General features: G+C 64.1%; 11 protein-coding genes and 3 pseudogenes. 8 read left to right on the top strand and 6 right to left on the bottom strand.

Going from position 1 to position 18,766, the window contains the following annotated elements; genetic code table 11:
- Positions 1–411: 411 nt before the first annotated feature.
- Entirely contained in the window at positions 412–2,625 is a 2,214-nt protein-coding gene (locus QIY50_12040; GenBank protein ID WGV23045.1) for a TonB-dependent siderophore receptor, read from the bottom strand.
- 222 nt (positions 2,626–2,847) lie between these two features.
- Between QIY50_12040 and QIY50_12035 the strand changes: the two genes are divergently transcribed.
- From QIY50_12035 to QIY50_12025, 3 genes and pseudogenes are all read left to right on the top strand, one after another.
- A complete protein-coding gene (locus QIY50_12035; protein WGV22814.1) occupies positions 2,848–3,567 on the top strand; it encodes a response regulator in 720 nt (239 codons plus the stop codon).
- Position 3,568: 1 nt separating this feature from the next.
- Positions 3,569–4,936, top strand: a complete 1,368-nt coding sequence (locus QIY50_12030; protein WGV22813.1) for an ATP-binding protein — start codon at positions 3,569–3,571, stop codon at positions 4,934–4,936.
- Positions 4,937–5,354: 418 nt separating this feature from the next.
- Positions 5,355–7,020, top strand: a pseudogene (locus QIY50_12025) (FMN-binding glutamate synthase family protein).
- Positions 7,021–7,147: 127 nt separating this feature from the next.
- Here the strand turns inward: QIY50_12025 and QIY50_12020 are convergent.
- Positions 7,148–8,467, bottom strand: coding sequence for an OprD family porin (locus tag QIY50_12020; protein ID WGV22812.1), 1,320 nt, complete (start codon positions 8,465–8,467; stop codon positions 7,148–7,150).
- A gap of 504 nt (positions 8,468–8,971) precedes the next feature.
- Between QIY50_12020 and QIY50_12015 the strand changes: the two are divergent.
- A pseudogene (locus QIY50_12015) lies at positions 8,972–11,048 on the top strand (TonB-dependent siderophore receptor).
- A gap of 134 nt (positions 11,049–11,182) precedes the next feature.
- On the opposite strand, the pseudogene QIY50_12010 reads toward QIY50_12015, so the two are convergent.
- Both QIY50_12010 and aguA read right to left on the bottom strand, forming a co-directional pair.
- A pseudogene (locus QIY50_12010) lies at positions 11,183–11,381 on the bottom strand (hypothetical protein).
- A gap of 186 nt (positions 11,382–11,567) precedes the next feature.
- On the bottom strand, positions 11,568–12,674 hold the full coding sequence (gene aguA / locus QIY50_12005; GenBank protein WGV22811.1) for an agmatine deiminase: 1,107 nt from the start codon (positions 12,672–12,674) through the stop codon (positions 11,568–11,570).
- A 279-nt stretch (positions 12,675–12,953) separates the two neighbouring features.
- On the opposite strand from aguA, the gene rfbC reads away from it, so the two are divergent.
- Genes rfbC through QIY50_11985 form a run of 4 tightly spaced genes read left to right on the top strand, consistent with a single transcriptional unit; the run spans position 12,954 to position 17,214 of the window.
- Positions 12,954–13,499: a dTDP-4-dehydrorhamnose 3,5-epimerase gene (gene rfbC, locus QIY50_12000; GenBank protein ID WGV23044.1), complete on the top strand. Its 546-nt coding sequence runs from the start codon at positions 12,954–12,956 to the stop codon at positions 13,497–13,499.
- Positions 13,500–13,541: 42 nt separating this feature from the next.
- Positions 13,542–15,356, top strand: coding sequence for an ATP-binding protein (locus tag QIY50_11995; GenBank protein ID WGV22810.1), 1,815 nt, complete (start codon positions 13,542–13,544; stop codon positions 15,354–15,356).
- Complete coding sequence (locus QIY50_11990) at positions 15,353–16,762, top strand: sigma-54 dependent transcriptional regulator (GenBank protein ID WGV22809.1); 1,410 nt, start codon at positions 15,353–15,355, stop codon at positions 16,760–16,762. Before QIY50_11995 ends, QIY50_11990 begins: the two co-directional genes overlap by 4 nt.
- Positions 16,759–17,214 carry a YiiD C-terminal domain-containing protein gene (locus QIY50_11985; GenBank protein WGV22808.1) on the top strand — a complete coding sequence of 152 codons (456 nt, stop codon included), beginning with the start codon at positions 16,759–16,761 and terminating at the stop codon, positions 17,212–17,214. The genes QIY50_11990 and QIY50_11985 overlap by 4 nt, the downstream gene beginning before the upstream one ends.
- Before the next feature lie 148 nt (positions 17,215–17,362).
- On the opposite strand, the gene cysQ is transcribed toward QIY50_11985, so the two are convergent.
- A complete protein-coding gene (gene cysQ / locus QIY50_11980; protein WGV22807.1) occupies positions 17,363–18,181 on the bottom strand; it encodes a 3'(2'),5'-bisphosphate nucleotidase CysQ in 819 nt (272 codons plus the stop codon).
- Entirely contained in the window at positions 18,178–18,744 is a 567-nt protein-coding gene (gene nudE / locus QIY50_11975; GenBank protein WGV22806.1) for an ADP compounds hydrolase NudE, read from the bottom strand. The genes cysQ and nudE overlap by 4 nt, the downstream gene beginning before the upstream one ends.
- Positions 18,745–18,766: the final 22 nt, after the last annotated feature.

The raw sequence follows: 18,766 nt of genomic DNA, 5'->3' as shown, positions 1-18,766 counted from the left end.
GGCTCTCATAGAACTGCACATAACTCATTGAATTAGCAGGGGCCCTGTGGGAGCGGCTTTAGCCGCGAACACCGGCGCAGCCGGTGCCATGCACCGCGTTGGATTCTTCGCGGCTAAAGCCGCTCCCACACGGGACGCGGATTGCTTGCCATTTCAGTTATCTACGCGACAGCGCAGCCCAAAGGGCTGGGCCATCTACCACAAGCACAGCGCATGGTTTGAGCCTGGCGCCGCCCCAGCGAATCAGGTGCCGCGGTGGATGGCACGGGCTTCGCCCGTGTTCGCGGGCGCGCCCGCTCCCACAGGGATCGCGCCACCTGTTAGAAATTGAGCAAGGCAGTTGCTACCAAAATACTTGTGGGAGCCCGGCTTGCCGGCGATGGGCTGCGCAGCAGCCCCAGGTGCGGTTGATCAGAACGCGGTGCTAACCGTCAGCGACAGGTTGCGCGGGTCACCGTAGATCGCCCCGGCATAGAACCCGTAGCGGGTGTAGTAGTGCTTGTCGAACAGGTTGTTGGCGTTGAGGCTGACGCTGGTGTCGTCGGTCAGTTGGTACTTGGCCATGGCATTCCAGATGGCATAACCGGACCAGTTCACGTCAGTGGCCCCGCTGCTCACGCCATTGCTCGGCTGGCCCGCCGGGCTGGAGATTGCGCGGATGTTGCTCTGCGCAGTCACCCCGGCGCCCAGGGTCAGGCGGTCGAGCGGGCCGGAAAGGCGGTAGGTGGTCGAGGCCTTGAACAGGTGTGACGGGTCGCTGCGGCCGTCGCTGTCGACGCGGCGGAAGTGCAGGTAGGTGTAGCCGGCATACACGTTCCAGCTGGGGGTCAGGGCGCCGGCGATTTCCAGGTCGATACCGTCGGTTTCCTGGCCGGAACCGGCCTTGTAGGCGTCGCCACCGGTTGGGGTGGTCAGGTCGCCGTCGAGCACTGCCTTGTTTTCCTGCCTGGTGCGGAAGTACGCCGCCGAAGCGTTCAGGCGACCGTCGAACCACTCTCCCTTGATACCTGTCTCGTAGCTTTGCCCGCGAATCGGCTCGACCTTGCCGCCGCTGCTGGTTTCAGCAGTTTGCGGGGTGAAGATGTCGGTGTAGCTGGCGTACAGCGAGTAGGTGTCGTTGAGGTCGTACACGGCGCCCACGTACGGGGTAACGATGCCGTTCTCTTCCTGGCTGGTACGTGCGCCAGCCACGCTGCGGGTGGTAGCCGAGTAGTTGCTGGTGCGCACGCCGAGGATGACCGACAGCGGGTCGCTGATGCTCAGGCGGGTTGCCGCGTACATGCCTTGCAGGCGGGTGGTGGTCTTGCTGTGGCGGCCGGTGCGCGAGGCGATGATGTTGTAGTCGTCATCCACGCCATTGCGCCAGTCGGTCAGCGGGAAGCCGTTGTTGGCGCGGAACTGGCACCCCAGCGCAGGCGCACTGGCCACGCCGTCGCCGACCATGGTGCAGGTATATTCGGGCGACCAGGCCACGGTGCGGCTGTCGTTGTAGCCGACCATCGCCTGGTGAGTACGGCCGAACAGCTGGAACGGGCCGGACAGGTCGATCTGTGCCGATTGCTGGGTGGTGTCGGTGGAGCTGTGCAGGCCGTTGAGCACGGCCCCGCTGCCATCCTGGTCCCAGTAGCCGCCATAGCTGCCACGACCCGCCGAGTTGACCTTGGCCAGGCCACGATGGTTGAGGGTTTCGGCGGTGCTCTGGGCGGCTTTCAGGTCCAGGGTCCAGTCGTTGTCGAAGCGGTGCTCCAGCGAGCCGAACGCAGTGCGGGTGGTGTACTCGCCAAAGCTCCAGCTGGGGACCACGTTGGTGCTGCGCGGCAGGTCGGTCTTGCTGCCATCGCGGTACCAGATCGGGATGTTCGCGCCCCAGCCACCGCCGACAATCTTGTTGTATTCGTACTGGTAGCCGGCACCGAGGGTAGTGGCGTCGTCCAGGTCGAACTCGAAGTTGGCCAGCGCGGCGCGGGAGCGTTCGGACTGGTTGTCGCGGAATGAGTTGGCGTCCTGCTGGGTCATCACGAAGCGCGAACGCAGGCGACCGTCTTCGGACAGCGGCAGGTTGAGGTCTGCGCCCAGGCGTCGCTTGTCCCAGCTGCCGTAGGTGGCGTAGGCGCTGCCGCCGAACGTCCTGGTCGGTGCCTTGCGGATCAGGTTGACGGTGGCCGACGGGTCGCCGGTACCACCCAGCAGGCCGTTGGCGCCGCGCACGATGTCGATGCGCTCGTACAGGTCCATGTTCAGCGCGTTGCCGCCGCCGCTGAAGTCGGAGCCGCCCTGGAACTGCAGGCCATCGACCTTCCAGTTGCTGATCGAGTAGCCACGGGCACGGTAGTCGGTACGCCCGCCCACTTCGGACTTGCTCGCGGTCACACCCGGGGTGGTTTCCAGCGCTTGCTCGATGGTGTGGATGTCGCGGTCATCCATCTGCTGGCGGGTAATGGTGGTGACCGACTGCGGCGTCTGCCGCGGCGTCAGGGCCAAGCCGGTGGAGCTGCGGGTGCTTTCGACCGTGTAACCCAGCTGGCCGGCTTCGTCGGCAGGCAGCAGGGCGCTGTCTTCGATTTGCGTGGCATCCAGCTCCAGGGGCTTGCTGTCGGCAGCCATCGCGCCACCGCTGAGGGCCATGGCAATGAACAGGGCCAGCGGGTTCAGGCGAGTGCCGCCTCGGCTGATGCAGGGAAAAGCGTTCGGGGTGCTCTCGGTGTTCATTTGGGAAGGCTTCGTATTTGCAGATGATTTTTTGTTAGGATTCTAGAGATCGGCCCCCCAGGCTCCATACCCGGCTTGTACGGGGATGTAATCGAACGTAACGAGCGCCACCGGCCTCACCGAACAGGTGTTTTCCGCATGAGCACAACCCTGCTTGTTGTCGATGATGACGACGAGATCCGCGAACTTCTTTGTGATTACCTGACAGACGCTGGCTATAGCGTGCTGGCAGCGGCTGACGGCGAGCAGATGCGCGAACAACTGGCCAGGCACAAGGTGGAGCTGGTGGTGCTCGACCTGATGCTGCCGGGCGAAGACGGCCTGAGCCTGTGCCGCCAGTTACAAGCCACACCCGGGTTGGCGGTGATCATGCTGTCGGCCAAGGGCAGCACGCTGGACCGCATCATCGGCCTGGAGGTCGGTGCCGATGACTACCTGGCCAAGCCCTTCGAGCCACGCGAACTGATCGCCCGGATCAAGGCCGTGCTGCGCCGTCCGCAACGCCTGGAAGCCCCCGCCGAAGCGCCAGTAGAGGAAACCCAGCTGTTCGCCGGTTTCCGCCTGGAACACGTGAAGCGCCTGCTCACACGCCCAGACGGCGAGACCCTGACCCTGCCCCGCTCCGACTACCGCGTATTGCGCGAATTACTGGAAGCCAACAGCCGCGTGGTGTCCCGTGACCAACTGACGCGCAGTGCGTTCGGCCGCGACCACCTGCCCGACGACCGTTCCGTGGACATGTGCGTCAGCCGCCTGCGCCAGCACCTGCGCCACGCGCCGGCAGGGGCCGCGCAAATTCTCACCATCCGCAACGAAGGCTATTTGCTGAGCATCGCCACCGACGGGGCCGATACCTGACATGCGCAGGCTGCACCGGCTGTGGCCACGCACGTTGTTCGGCCAGTTGCTGCTGATCATGGTCAGCGGCACCGTGCTGATCCAGTTGATGTCCAGCAGCATCTGGTTCGATGTGCGTTTTGCCCAGGTACTCGAGGCCCCTGTCCGGCTCATCGCCGCCCGCAGCGCGCCGTTGATCGCCCAGGCAGATTGCCGCGCAGGTGCACTGCGGGCGCCAGCGCATTACCAACTGCATTGCAGCGAAGCCCTGCCCACGCCGGTGCAGGACGAGCGCCGTGGGCGCAGGCGTATCGAACTGTTGCTGCACCAGGCCCTTGAGTACGAGTTGGGGCAGGCCCAGAACGTGCGCCTGATGAAGGTGCAGTTGACCGACGAACAGGGCCAGCCGATCGTGTGGCGCAGCCTGTTCGGCCTGCGTACGGCCCAGGCGCATCTGCAGTTCGCGGTGCCATTGGCCGATGGGCACTGGCTGACTATCGAAGGCCAGGAACTGCAAGGGTGGAGCGGCGAGTCAGCCTGGGTACTGATCAGCGATTACCTGTTGCGGGTGTACGCGCTGCGCATCGTCGCGGTATTGCTGGTGTGCCTGATCGCGGTGCGCCTGTGCCTGCGCCCGCTGCGGCGCCTGGCCGATGCCGCGCGCGGCCTGGGTAGCAACCTCGAGCAGCCGCCCTTGGCGCTGGATGGCCCGGAGGAAGTGCGCCAGGCGGCCCAGGCCTTCAACGCCATGCAGCAGCGGCTGATCGCGATGGTCAACGACAAGGCCTACTTCCTGGCCGCCGTGTCCCACGATCTGCGCACCCCGCTGACGCGGATGCGCCTGCGCCTGGAGCGCCTGCCGGACGACGAACACCGGCAGCGCCTGCGGCAGAACATCACGCAGATGGACGACATGATCGGTCAGGTGCTCGATTACCTGCGCGCGGGGGAGCAGCAGAACTTGCAGCAGGTGGACCTGGACCGGCTGGTGGCGCGCCAGTGCGCCGAGCTGGCCACTGCCCAAGAGCCGCTGCCGGTGCATGGCCAGGCGGGCAGCCTGCGGGCCGATGCCCTGCTGCTGCAGCGCTGCCTGCAGAACCTGCTGGTCAATGCGTTGCGTTATGCCAAGGAGGTTTCGGTCACGCTGGAGCAGGCGACCACCGGGGTGTTCATTCATATCGACGACCGCGGGCTAGGGATTGCGCCGGGCCTGCTGGCGACCATCATCGACCCGTTCGTGCGCGGTGAAGGGTCGCGCAACCAGGCGTCCGGGGGGTATGGGCTGGGGTTGAGCATTGCCCAGCGGATTGCTACCAGCCATGGGGGCGAGTTGCGGTTGGCGAACCGCGAGGGAGGTGGGTTGCGGGTCAGTGTGCTGTTGCCTCACTAACAATTTTATGGGGAGGAACTGTACCGCCTGTGCTGGCCTCATCGCCGGCAAGCCAGCTCCCACAGTTAAAGCGTGAACCTCGGGACTGCACCATCCCCTGTGGGAGCGGGCAAGCCCGCGAAGCAGGCGACGCGATGGCTGGCACCGGCTGCGCCGGTGTTCGCGGCGGTTCGACGCCTCGACATGCCCGCTCCCACAGGGTGGTGCCGCTTTGAGAAATTGGGCAAGACAGTTGCCCCTACCTCGACCGCACCGATTTCAAGCCATGCGCAGTACCTGTGGGAGCTGGCTTGCCGGCGATGACGCCAGCACAGGCAACACAATCACAATCAGGTAACAGTCTTTTACCGATTACCCAGGTTTTCCCCTCCCCACCTTTGCCTATCCTAGGCCCGGTCATCCTGCCTGCGATGGACCCATGAAACACTCTCTACCCAGCCGCTATGCCTGCCTCACCCTTTGCCTGCTGTTCACCGTCGCCAGCCTGCCGCTGCTACCCCAGCATGCCTGGCTGTGGCCGTTGACACTGACCACCGCGCTGCTCAGCCTGGTCGGCCTCAACGACCTGCGCCAAAGCCACCACGCCGTGCGCCGCAACTATCCGATCCTGGGCAACATCCGCTACCTGATCGAAACCATCCGCCCGGAAATCCGCCAGTACCTGATCGAGGGCGACGACGACAAGCTGCCGTTCTCCCGCTCGCAGCGTTCGCTGGTCTACGCCCGGGCCAAGAACGAAAGTGCCGAGAAAGCCTTCGGCACCCTCAACGATGCCTACAAGCCCGGCTTCGAATTCATCAGCCATTCCATGCTGCCGGTGGCCACGCCAGACCCGGCATCGTTCCGCATCGCCATCGGCGGGCCGCAATGCCGCCTGCCCTATTCGGCGTCGATCTTCAACATCTCGGCCATGAGCTTCGGCGCCCTCAGTGCCAACGCCATCGCTGCCCTCAACCGTGGTGCACGCATGGGCCGATTCGCCCATGACACCGGCGAAGGCAGCATCAGCCCGTACCACCGCGAACACGGCGGTGACCTGATCTGGGAAATCGGCAGCGGCTACTTCGGCTGCCGCACCGAGGACGGCCGCTTCGACCCGCAGCGCTTCGCCGAGCAGGCACGCTCGCCGCAGGTGAAGATGATCGAGATCAAGCTCAGCCAGGGCGCCAAGCCGGGCCACGGTGGCATCCTGCCGGGGCACAAGGTCAGCCCCGAGATTGCTGCCACCCGTGGCGTGCGCGAGGGCGAGGATTGCATCTCGCCGGCAGCGCACAGTGCCTTCCGCACCCCGGTCGAGTTGCTGCAGTTCGTTGCCAGCCTGCGCGAGCTGTCGGGCGGCAAGCCGGTGGGGTTCAAGTTCTGCCTGGGCCACCCTTGGGAATTCATGGGCATTGCCAAGGCCATGCTGGCCACTGGCATCACGCCGGACTTCATCGTCGTCGATGGCAAGGAAGGTGGTACCGGTGCGGCGCCACGCGAATTCAGCGACAACATCGGCGTGCCGATGCGCGAAGGCCTGATGTTCGTGCACAACACCCTGGTCGGCCTGAACCTGCGCACCAGCATCCGCATTGGCGCGGCAGGCAAGATCGTCAGTGCCTTCGACATCGCCAGCGTGCTGGCCATCGGGGCGGACTGGGTCAACTCCGCGCGCGGCTTCATGTTCGCCATCGGCTGCATTCAGTCGCAAAGCTGCCACACCAACAAATGCCCGACCGGCGTGGCCACGCAAGACCCGCTGCGCCAGCGTGCCCTGGTGGTACCGGACAAGGCCGAACGGGTGGCCAGCTTCCACCGCCAACACGCTGCATGCGCTGGCCGAAATGTTGGCTGCCGCGGGCCTGGAGCATCCTTCGGAGCTCAAGCCCAAGCACCTGGCGCGGCGTATCAGCCCTAGCGAAATCGGGCTGTTCTCGGACTTGCACACATTCCTCAAGCCGGGCGAATTGCTCAGTGGCTCGATTGAAAGCGAGTTTTATGCGCGGATGTGGCGGATGGCGCGTAGTGACAGCTTTGCGCCGGAGACTGGGGAGGGAGAGGCGAAGGTTGCCGGGGTACGGCGCAGGGAAGTGGAGCCGGCGTGAAAGCCGGGGGCCGCGTTGCGGCCATTTCGCGACACAAGGCCGCTTCTACAGGGGATTGCGTCCGCCTGTAGGAGCGGCCTTGTGTCGCGATGGGCTGCAAAGCAGCCCCTAGGCCATCAGATCAGGATCAGAAGATGCTGATCGGGTACTCGACGAATACGCGGACTTCGTTGCCGTCGTCGTTGTAACCGTTCTGCTGCACGGCGTTGTTGGTACGCACGAACGAGCTACGCAGCTTGATCGACAGGTCCTTGGCCGGGCCGTCCTGCACCACGTAACGGATCTGGTTGAAGATCTCGCGCTCTTTACCTTCACCGAAGCCCTGCGGGTTGGCGACGTTGCGGGTGTTGATGTTGTCACCCACCACGTAGGCCAGCTTGTAGGTCAGGCCCGGGATGCCATAGGCACCGAAGTCCAGGCCGTAGCCCAGCTGCCAGGAACGCTCGTCTTCGGCGTTGAAGTCGGACCAGTACGAGTTCGCCAGGTAGATGGTCGAACCACCGTCACCCACGCCACCCGCGTTCTGGTACCAGCCGTAGTTGTAGCCGGTGCTGCCGGTGCTGCGCTGGTGGGCGATGGTGAACGAGTGCGCACCGTACGCGTAGGTGGCTGCCAGGCTCCAGATGGTGTTGGAGTCGCCGTTGAGTTCGGCGCTCTTGACGAACTTGTTGTCGATGTCCGACTTGTAGCCGTTGAAGTCCAGGGTCAGGGACTGGTCGCTGGCAATCGGGAAGACGTAGTTCAGGCCCAGATAGTGCTTCTTCATCACGTCTTCGTTGTCGGCGGTGTACAGCGAAGCGGTGAAGTTGTCGGTGAACTTGTAGCTACCACCGAGCACGTTGATTGACTTCAGGCCACCACCGTCACGGCGCTCGGCGCTCTTGCGCGCTTCCTGGGTGAAGCGGCCGGCGTTCAGTTCCAGGCCCTGGATCTCTTTGGAGGTGATCAGGGTACCGGTGAAGCTTTCTGGCAGCAGGCGAGCGTCGTCGTACTGCAGCACTGGCAGTGCCGGCATCTGGTCACCGTACTTGAGCACGGTGTTGGAGATGCGGAACTTCACTGCAGCGCCACCACGGGCCAGGTTGTGCGGCGAGTTGGCGTTGCCGTTCTCGTCCTTGAAGTCCGAAGGCTTGAAGAAGTCGACACCGGCGCCACCGTTGTGGCCCTTGCCGCCGTCCAGACGCACGGCGTACAGGCCAAATGCATCGACGCCGACACCGACGGTGCCCTGGGTGAAGCCGGAGGAGAAGTTGGCGATGACGCCCTGGCCCCATTCGATCTGGTCGTCGGTGCCGTGTTTCTTGTCGCGGTTGATGTAGGCGTTGCGCAGCAGGACGTTGGCGTGGCTGTCCTCGATGAAGCCTTTGCTGTCGGCCTGGTCATTGGCCTGTGCCTGGGTCGCGGCGATCATCGCCAGGGCGACCAGGCTGATCCTGGTTTTCAACATGTTGTTTTCCTTATTTCTTAATCAAAAACGCTCTGCAATATGACGCCAGGAACCAACGCCCCTTCGTAGGTTCGACGCTATGCGGATCCAGACTGGAAGGCCTGCCGGTAATCACACGGCGACCTCTGGCAGCAGCACGGCCAAAATCATGGCCAGCAGGCGTTGGCCGAATCCTAGCCGTGTGCGATTACAAATGTCAAAAAGTCGTGAAATGCAGGTTGATATAACCAAAATCACCGGCGGGTCTGGTGCATTTCCATGCAGGTTCGCGCTATCAGCGGACAATTTATCTTGTGTGGGAAATAGCCTTTTGATCGAACGGACAATTTTCCTGTCCGGGCGCGTTCGCAGCGCAAGGCTGTTCCTGGAGGGAAAGGCGGCGCAGAGGGGCTGTAACAAACAGACACAGATGTAATGACAACCCTTTACAAATACTTATGCAATAGCAAATAGCAAGCATTAACATCCGCAACTCTTTTTCACCTGCTCGATCCGGATGTGCTCATGCTTGTACCCTGCCGTCTTTCACCGCTGACGCTTGGCCTGTCGCTGCTGTTCAGCGCCGGCCTGGCCAGTGCCGCCTCCACCACCCTGCCGGAACTGTCGGTGACCGCCGACAGCGAGCGCGACAAGGACAACCCGCGGGTCAAGGAGGTAAGCACTGCGACCCGCACCTCGACGCCTGTGCGCTATGTGCCGCAGGCCATCGACACGGTAAAGACCGCCAACGTGCTGGACTACGGCAGCAATACCCTGGGCAAGGCACTGGAAGGCATCCCCAACGTCAGCAGCGGTGCCGACACCCGCTTCGACAGCGTGCGCATTCGCGGCTTCGAGGCCAGCAACGACTTCTACCTCGACGGTATTCGCGACGACAGCCAGTACATTCGCGACCTGCATAACATCGAGCGGGTCGAAGTGCTCAAGGGGCCGGCAGCGGTGCTGTATGGCCGTGGTAGCCAGGGCGGTATCGTCAACCGGGTGAGCAAGGCGCCGGAGCCCGGCCGCCGTTCGAGCATCGAGGCGCAGGCCGGTAGCGAAGACCTGCGCAGCCTGTATGCCGACCTCAGCGCCGACCCCAGCGACACCGTCAGCCTGCGCCTGAATATGGGCAACCAGGACAACAACAGCTTCCGCGACGGCATCGAAGGCAGCCGCCAGCTGTTCGCTCCCTCGATCAGCTGGCAAATCACCCCCGACCTGAACTGGCTGGTGCAATACGAATACAGCCGCTACAACCGCACCCCGGACCGTGGCATCCCCGGAGTCAACGGGCGCCCGGCCGATGTCAGCCGCAGCACCACCTATGGCGACCAGCGCGACTACATCGACGACCGCGCCCAGTCGCTGCGCTCACGCCTGAACTACCAGCTGAACGAAACCTGGCAGCTGCGCCACAGCCTGGGCCTGTTCAAACTCGACAGCGAGTTCGACAACACCTACGTCACGGGCTACGACGCCAACACCGACACCTTGACCCGCCAGCGCTGGCAGCAGGACCTGAACACCCGCAACCTGTTCAACAACCTGGAGGCCGAGGGCGACTTCGACACCCTGGGCCTGGAGCACAAGCTGTTGCTGGGCCTGGAGTTCGGCAACCAGAAGCGTGACCCGGTGCTCTATAAAGCGGTCGACCAGAAGCTGCAAGGCCTGGGCAAGCCCGGCCGCGACCAGCAACTCAATGGCAACCTGGCGCTGTGGAGCGACAACCACACCGTGGTCGATAGCCGCGGCCTTTATCTGCAAGACCAGATCCGCCTGAACGATTCAGTGGCAGGTGCTTGCCGGCGTACGCTTCGACCGGTTCGAAGTGCAGACCACCGACAAGGATGGCCGCCGCGAACCACAGGACAGCAATAGCACCAGCCCACGCCTGGGCCTGGTCTACACACCGTGGCGCGACCATTCGTTCTATGCCTCGTGGAGCAAGACCTTCTCACCGGTGGGGGGCGGTCTGATCGGCATCACCCCGGGCGCAAAGGGCAACACCAACGAGACCAAGCCGGAAGAAACCCGGCAGAAGGAAATCGGCGTGAAAAGCGACTGGTTCGACCAGCGCCTGACCACCACGCTGGCCCTCTACGAGCTGGAGCTTTACAACCGCCGCACCCGCGACCCGCATGACCCGGCAAACATCTTGCTCAGCGGCTTGCAGCGTTCGCGCGGCATCGAGCTGACCGCCACCGGCAATGTCTTTGGCAACTGGTATGTACGCGGTGGCATCGGCCTGCAGGATGCGACCATCGTCAAGGACAACAACGGCCAGGAAGGCAACCGCATCAATGACGTGGCCAAGCGCAACGCCAGCCTGTTCGTGACCTGGAAACCGGAGCTGGGCTGGTACGCCGAAACCGGCGTGACACTGGTGGGTGAGCGTTATGCAGACAACCAGAACACCACGGTGCTACCGGGGTATGGCCGCTGGGATGCATTGGCGGGGTACCGCACGCACGACTGGGATGTGCGGGCGGCGCTGAGCAACATTGCCGACAAGACCTACTACAGCTCGGCGACCAGTGCGGCGCAGATCCAGGTGGGTGACCCGCGCAGCCTGGTGGTGACTGGCAGCTACAGCTTCTGATCTTTATTGCCTGTAGCGGCCCTTTTCGCGGGCTCGCCCGCTCCCACAGATATTTCACAGGGTTTGAGACATGTGATGTCCCTGTGGGAGCGGGCGAGCCCGCGAAGGGGCCGGTACAGATAATACCGAGTCGATCAGTGCCAAACCGCCATCAGCGCCTGCATTTCTGCTTCGCTGATCAGCCCTTCGGGGGTATCGTCCGGCAAGCAGACGTCGTGGGTCGGTCGTCCTGACCCTGATGCTTCCATGGTGTTTCAACCACTTCGCCACAAGCTTGAGCGATTGGTGATTCACTGCCGATGGGCGCAAAGCCGACTCACTTGCTGCGTTCATTTCTACACGTACTCCCTGGCCCGTGAGCGGCTAATTTACGTAAGGATTGTTACAGATCCGAGAGCGCGGCATGGCCGAGCTATCTAACTGAAAAACAATACAAAACATATGCCAGCACGAGCCTCCGACCGTCCCCGCGGCAAAAAAAAGCCCGTCATGGGACGGGCCCTTTCACGCACTGTGCGTTCAACGCTTGAGCGGCGCCGGCTGCTGCTGGGTCAGGCAGTGGATGTTGCCACCGCCCAACAACAGCTCGCGGCCAGGGACCATCACCACCTCGTGGTCGGGGAAGATCTTCGCCAGGATCGCCCTGGCCTCGGCATCTGCCGGGTCGTCGAAGCTTGGCGCGATGATGCCGCCGTTGACGATCAGGAAATTCACGTACGAACCGGCCAGGCGCACCGACGGGTCACGCTCCTGGCTGCCGACAACCTGGTCGACACCGGCACACTCTTCGGCGGTGGCAAACAGCGGCCCCGGGATCGGCATCTTGTGCACGATGAACTCCCGGCCCTTGGCGTCGCGGGTGTTCTTCAACACCTCCATGGCAGCATGACAGCGCGCATAGTTGGGGTCGTTGGAATCATCGGTCCAGGCCAGTAACACTTCGCCCGGGCGCACGTAACAGCAGAAGTTGTCGACGTGGCCGTCGGTCTCGTCGTTGTACAGGCCATCCGGCAGCCAGACCACGGTGTCGACTGCCAAGTGGTCGCGCAGCACCGCTTCAATCTGCTCGCGGTTCAGGTGCGGGTTGCGGTTGCGATTGAGCAGGCATTCTTCGGTGGTGATCACGGTGCCTTCGCCGTCCACGTGGATCGAGCCGCCCTCCAGCACGAAGCCTTCGGTGTGGTAGCGCTGGCAGCGCTCCATTTCCAGGACCTTGGCCGCCAGCTCCTCGTCACGGTTCCACGGTGCGTACAGGCCGCCATCGAAGCCGCCCCAGGCATTGAAGCCCCAGTCCACACCACGCACTTCACCCTGGTCGTTGATGACGAAGGTCGGGCCGGTGTCACGCACCCAGGCATCGTCATTGCTGATCTCGACCACGCGAATGTTCGGCTGGTCGAGCTGGCGGCGGGCATTCTCGTACTGGCCAGCGGAAACCGCGACGGTTACCGGCTCGAAGCGGGCAATGGCCTTGGCCAAGGTCACATGGGCAGCTTGCGCCGGCTTGCCGCCCAGGCGCCAGTTGTCCGGGCGCTCCGGCCAGACCATCCACACCTGGGTTTGCGGGGCCCACTCGGCGGGCATGTGGAAACCATCGGCACGGGGAGTGGAGTTGAGGGTTTTCATGATTGACCTCTGTGATGGCCCTGAGCCGGACTGTGCTGGGGCGTTTGTCAATTTATAACCGATATATATCGATATTTGAAGCCCGATAATCGGGAAAATCGTGAGCTATCACAGGGATTAAATCGATAACAATCGATACACCCCCAGCCTTGGAGGAGAAGCTACACGGCACGACATCTACCCTGGCCAGCCCTTGTGAATGCCGTTGAAGCCCAAAGCGGAAAAAACGGCCAGACCGGCTAGGGTCAATACATGAGCAGAAAGGGCCAGCTAACCGCCATGAACATCATCCCTACCGCGATCCCTGAAGTACTGATCATCGAGCCGAAGGTTTTCGGTGACAGCCGTGGTTTTTTCTTCGAGGCATTCAACGCCCGTGAGTTCGCCCGGCAAACCGGCGTGAATGTCGAGTTCGTCCAGGACAACCACTCGCGCTCCATCAAGGGTGTGCTGCGTGGCCTGCATTACCAGGTGGAAAACACCCAAGGCAAGCTGGTGCGCGTGGTGCAGGGGGAAATCCGTGATATCGCCGTGGATGTGCGCAAGAGCTCGCCAACCTTCGGCCAATGGGTCGCAGTGCAGCTGTCTGCCGACAACCACCGCCAACTGTGGGTTCCACCCGGCTTCGCCCATGGCTTCGCGGTGATGAGCGAATCGGCCGAGTTCCTCTACAAGGCCACCGACTACTACAACCCGGGTGCCGAGCGCTGCATCCGCTGGGATGACCCGACCCTGGCCATCGACTGGCGGCTGCAGCAGCCGCCGGTGCTGTCGGACAAGGACAAGCGCGGCCTGCCGCTGGCAGAGGCGGAAGTGATGCCTTAACTAGCGCATAATTGCGTCAGACTTTTCTGGCGCCTTTCCGTGATGATTGCAAAACCCACGCCCCCACGCCGTCCCCGCTGGCGCAGCCTGGCCCTGTTGGCCCTGTGCCTGGCCCCGTTACTGTGGCCCCTGCATCACCTGGCTGAACGTTACTACCAGGAAGAACTGGCCTCGCAGAACCGCCAGACCCTAGACCTGTACGTTGCCAACCTGCTCGGTACGCTGCATCGCTACGAAACCTTGCCGCAGATACTCGGCGACCTGCCGGCGCTGCGCGGGGTACTGGCCGACCCCTTGCGCCTGGAAGCGGTGACCAACGCCAACCGCCTGCTCAAGGAAATCGTCCAGCAGACCGGCGCCGAGGTGATGTACCTGATGGACGTCAACGGCAACACCCTGGCCGCCTCCAACTGGGACAAGCGCGACAGCTTCGTCGGCCGCAACTTTGCTTTCCGCCCCTACTTCAACGAAGCCATGGCCGGCCGCCTGGGGCGCTTCTTCGGTCAGGGCACTACCTCGGCCAAGCGCGGCTACTTCTTTGCCGCCGCCGTGCATGACCGTGATCGCATCATTGGCGTACTGGTGGTCAAGGTCGACCTCGACCACACCGAAACCCTGTGGGGTCGTACCCCCGAGCAGCTGTTGCTGACCGACCACAATGGCGTGGTCATCCTGACCTCGCGGCCCGACTGGCGCTTCCGCGCAACCCGCGCGCTGACCGAGGCCGAGCGCGAGGCAATCATCGCTATCCAGCCCTACCCGACCCAGGCCCCGCAACCGCTGGTGCTCAGCCCGGACGCCTGGATCAGCCAGACCCGCGACATCAAGGAAACCGGCTGGCAGGTCAGCATCCTCGCCCCGCGCATGCTGGTCGACCGTTCAGTGCAAACCGTGATGGCTATCGGCGCTGGCACCCTGCTGGTGCTGATGCTGCTGGCCGGCCTGGTCATGCAGCGGCGCCGTCACTACATCGACCGCATCGACTTCGAGGCCCGCGGCCGCCAGGAGCTGGAAAAACGCGTGGCCGAACGCACCGCCGACCTCGAAGGCCTGAACACCCGGCTCAAGAGCGCCGTGCTGGAACGCGAGAACGCCCAACAGGAGGCCGTGCGTGCCCAGGATGAGCTGGTGCAGGCCGGCAAGTTGTCAGTGCTCGGCACCATGTCGGCCAGCATTAGCCACGAGCTCAACCAGCCACTGGCCGCCATCCGCAGCTACGCGGAAAACGCCGAGATCCTGCTTGACCACCAGCGTATCGAAGACGCCCGCGGCAACCTCAAGCTGATCGGCGAGCTGACCGGGCGCATGGCCTCGATCATCGCCCACCTGCGCGCCTTCGCCCGCCGTGACCGCCACGCCCCGGAGAGCGTGGCCCTGCAGCCAGCCTTGGACGATGCCCTGGCGTTGCTGGCCAAGCGCCGCCGGGCAATGGCCGTCGAGCTGATCCGCGACCTGCCGGAAGCAACCTTGTGGGTGCAGGCCGGCGAGACCCGCCTGCGTCAGGTGCTCGGCAACCTGCTGGCCAATGCTCTCGACGCCCTGACCGAAAAGGCCAACCCACGCCGCCTGTGGCTGAGTGCCGAGCAGCGCGATGACTGCGTCTACCTGTACATTCGCGACAACGGCCCCGGCTTCAGCCGCCAGGCCCTGGAGCACGCCAAGGAGCCGTTCTTCACCACCAAGACCCGCACCCAGGGCCTGGGCCTGGGCCTGGCCATCTGCGAAAGCCTGATGCGCGCCCTGGGCGGTGAACTGCTGCTGGCCAACCACCCGGAAGGTGGCGCACTGCTGACCCTGCAGCTGCGTGTGGCCGCGCCTGGCGCTACTTTGCCCAATTCGGAGGACCCCTCGGCATGACCACCGAGACACTGATCGACAGCCGAGCCCAGGTCATCCTGGTCGACGACGACCCGCACCTGCGCCAGGCCCTGAGCCAGACCCTGGACCTGGCCGGGCTCAAGGTGGTCGCCCTGGCCGATGCCCAGGGCCTGGCCGAGCGCATCGAGGCCGACTGGCCTGGCGTGGTGGTAAGCGACATCCGCATGCCGGGTATCGATGGCCTGCAGCTGCTGGAACAACTGCACGGCCGTGACAACGAGCTGCCGGTGCTGCTGATCACCGGCCACGGCGATGTGCCGCTGGCGGTGCAGGCGATGCGCGCGGGCGCCTATGACTTCCTGGAAAAACCCTTCGCCAGCGATGCCCTGCTCGACAGCGTACGCCGTGCCCTGGCCCTGCGCCGCCTGGTACTGGAAAACCGCAGCTTGCGCCTGGCCCTGAGCGACCGCCAACAACTGGCTACCCGCCTGGTGGGCCAGTCGCCGTCCATGCAGCGCCTGCGCGAGCAGATTGGTGCCTTGGCCGGCACCCGCGCCGATGTACTGATTCTGGGTGAGACCGGTGCCGGCAAAGAGGTGGTGGCCCGCGCCCTGCACGACCTGTCCAGCCGCCGCGACGGGCCATTCGTGGCGATCAACGCCGGCGCACTGGCCGAATCGGTGGTCGAAAGCGAGCTGTTCGGGCATGAGCCCGGTGCGTTCACCGGTGCGCAGAAACGCCGCATCGGCAAGTTCGAGTTCGCCAACGGCGGCACGCTGTTCCTCGACGAAATCGAGAGCATGAGCCTGGATGTGCAGGTGAAACTGCTGCGCATGTTGCAGGAACGGGTAGTCGAGCGCCTGGGTGGCAACCAGCTGATCCCGCTGGACATCCGCATCATCGCCGCGACCAAGGAGGACCTGCGCCAGTCCGCCGACCAGGGGCGTTTCCGTGCCGACCTGTATTACCGCCTGAACGTGGCGCCGCTGCGTATTCCACCGCTGCGCGAACGCGGCGATGACATCCTGGTGCTTTTCCAGCACTTCGCCGACGCCGCCAGCCAGCGCCATGGGTTGCCGCCACACGCCCTGCAGCCGGCCCAGCGCGCCCTGCTGCTGCGTCACGACTGGCCCGGTAACGTACGCGAGCTGCAGAACGCCGCCGAGCGCTTCGCCCTTGGCCTGGAACTGGCCCTGGACGGCCAGGCGCCGCCCGCGGCGATGCCTGCGGTACCGATGCCGAGCGGCAACCTCAGCGAACAGGTCGAACAGTTCGAACGCTCGCTGATTGCGGCCGAACTGGCCCAGCCACACAGCTCCATGCGCAGCCTGGCCGAAGCGCTGGGCATCCCCCGCAAGACCCTGCACGACAAGCTACGCAAGCATGGCTTGAGCTTCGATGGTGGTAGCGGCGGGCATGACGATCAAGAGGACAACCGTCAATGAACACCGATAGCCAGTACCTGCAGTCCGTCCTGCACGGCGACATCCCCCTGACCCGCGAAATGGGCCTGGAAGTGCTCGATTGGCAGCAGCACACCCTGCGCCTGCAATTGCCGCTGGCGGCCAACGTCAACCACAAGAGCACCATGTTCGGCGGCAGCCTTTACTGCGCCGCAGTGCTGGTGGGTTGGGGCTGGCTGCACCTGCGCCTGCGCGAGTCGGGGATCGATGACGGGCATATCGTCATCCAGGAAGGGCAGATCAGTTATCCGCTGCCGGTTACCGGAGCGGCGGTGGCGCGCTGCGCGGCGCCGGATGAGAAGACCTGGGAGCGGTTCCTGGCCCTGTACCAGCGCCGTGGGCGGGCGCGACTGACGCTGGAGACCACGGTGAGCAATGCCGGTAGTGACGAACCTGCTGTTACCTTCAGCGGCCAGTACGTACTGCACCGCTGAAACTAAAGGTGTCGCGATCCCTGTAGGAGCGGGCGCGCCCGCGAAGCAGGCACCGCGGTCTACGGCACCGGCTCCGCCGGTGTTCGCGGGCTTGCCCGCTCCCACAGGTTCCGCGTAGCTGCGAAGGATTGCTGTACCTGTGGGATCGTCAGATCAGGCTCAGGAAGGCTTCGCGCCAAGCAGCTTTTGCCGGCAACGCCAGGAAATGCGGGTTGAGCAACGACTCCCGCGCCGGGTACCGGAACGGCAGGCCATCCAGCCCGATCACTTCACCACCAGCCCCTTCCACCACCCCCTGCGCCCCAGCGGTATCCCACTGCGAGGTCGGGGCCAGACGCGGATAGCAATCGGCGCTACCTTCGGCCAACAGACAGAACTTCAACGAACTGCCGATATTGGCCAACTCCAGTTCACCCACCGCGGCCCCCAGCCCGGCCAACAGCGCTTCCTGTTCCGGGCTGGAATGGCGACGGCTGGCAACCACGGTGAAACGCCCACCCGTCGGCGGCGCATTGCGTACCTGGATCGGCCGGGCAGTCTCACCCGCTTCCGCACGCCAGGCGCCCAAACCGCGACCACCGAAGTAGCAGCGCCCGTTGGTCGGCATGGATACCACGCCAAACACCACCTCGCCGTTTTCGACCAGAGCGATGTTGACCGTGAACTCCTCGCTGCCGGCAATGAATTCCTTGGTGCCGTCCAGCGGGTCGACCAGCCACCAGCGGCTCCAGCCCTTACGCTCGGCCAGCGGAATGTTGCAGTCCTCTTCGGACAGCACCGGGATCTGCGGCGCCAGCGCCTGAAGGCCATCGGCAATCACCCGGTGTGCCGCCAGATCGGCGGCGGTGACCGGCGAATCGTCGGCCTTGTTGGTCACGGCCACATCGGCACGCCAGAACGGCAATATCGCCTCACCCGCCGAAAGGGCCAGCCTGACCACTTCGTGCATCAGTTGCAGGTCGTTCATGCTTCCAGCAACCCCCGCTGAATCAGCAGGTCACGCGCCAGGTACAGCGCCGCCAGGGCACGCCCCTCGGTAAACTGCGGGTGCATGGCCAGGGCCGAGAGTTCACGCAGGTTGACCTTGTCGACCCGCATTGGCTCCGGCTCATCGCCCTCCAGGCGCTCCTCGTAAAGGTCGCTGGCCAGCACCACCTGAATCTTCTGGCTCATGTAGCCCGGCGACAGCGACAGCTCGGTCAGGTGCTCCAGCTGGCGTGCGCCAAAACCGGCTTCCTCCTTGAGCTCCCGGTCGGCTGCCGCCAGCACGTCCTCGCCCGGCTCGATCAGGCCCTTGGGCAGCGACAGCTCGTATTCGTCAGTGCCACCGCAATACTCTTCAACCAGCACCGCGTGCTCGGCGTCGAGCATAGCCACGATCATCACCGCGCCATAGCCGTTGCCCCGTCCCACCAGCCGCTCGTAGGTGCGCTCGTTGCCATTGCTGAAGCGCAATTGCACGGCTTCGACGCGAAACAGGCGGCTGCTGGCGACGATTTCGCGGCTGAGGACGGTGGGTTTCTGGCGCATGGGGCGGCTCCTTGGCGTGAAC

This window comes from Pseudomonas putida, assembly GCA_029953615.1.
GTDB lineage: Bacteria > Pseudomonadota > Gammaproteobacteria > Pseudomonadales > Pseudomonadaceae > Aquipseudomonas.
The sequence above is the reverse complement of the archived record's forward strand: the minus strand, read 5'-3'. Positions and strand labels throughout refer to the sequence as shown.

Coding starts and splice junctions, on each gene's coding strand:
- QIY50_12040 (WGV23045.1), bottom strand. CDS start 2,625: ATGGCCCTCAGCGGTGGCGCGATGGCTGCCGACAGCAAGCCCCTGGAG.
- QIY50_12035 (WGV22814.1), top strand. CDS start 2,848: ATGAGCACAACCCTGCTTGTTGTCGATGATGACGACGAGATCCGCGAA.
- QIY50_12030 (WGV22813.1), top strand. CDS start 3,569: ATGCGCAGGCTGCACCGGCTGTGGCCACGCACGTTGTTCGGCCAGTTG.
- QIY50_12020 (WGV22812.1), bottom strand. CDS start 8,467: ATGTTGAAAACCAGGATCAGCCTGGTCGCCCTGGCGATGATCGCCGCG.
- aguA (WGV22811.1), bottom strand. CDS start 12,674: ATGAAAACCCTCAACTCCACTCCCCGTGCCGATGGTTTCCACATGCCC.
- rfbC (WGV23044.1), top strand. CDS start 12,954: ATGAACATCATCCCTACCGCGATCCCTGAAGTACTGATCATCGAGCCG.
- QIY50_11995 (WGV22810.1), top strand. CDS start 13,542: ATGATTGCAAAACCCACGCCCCCACGCCGTCCCCGCTGGCGCAGCCTG.
- QIY50_11990 (WGV22809.1), top strand. CDS start 15,353: ATGACCACCGAGACACTGATCGACAGCCGAGCCCAGGTCATCCTGGTC.
- QIY50_11985 (WGV22808.1), top strand. CDS start 16,759: ATGAACACCGATAGCCAGTACCTGCAGTCCGTCCTGCACGGCGACATC.
- cysQ (WGV22807.1), bottom strand. CDS start 18,181: ATGAACGACCTGCAACTGATGCACGAAGTGGTCAGGCTGGCCCTTTCG.
- nudE (WGV22806.1), bottom strand. CDS start 18,744: ATGCGCCAGAAACCCACCGTCCTCAGCCGCGAAATCGTCGCCAGCAGC.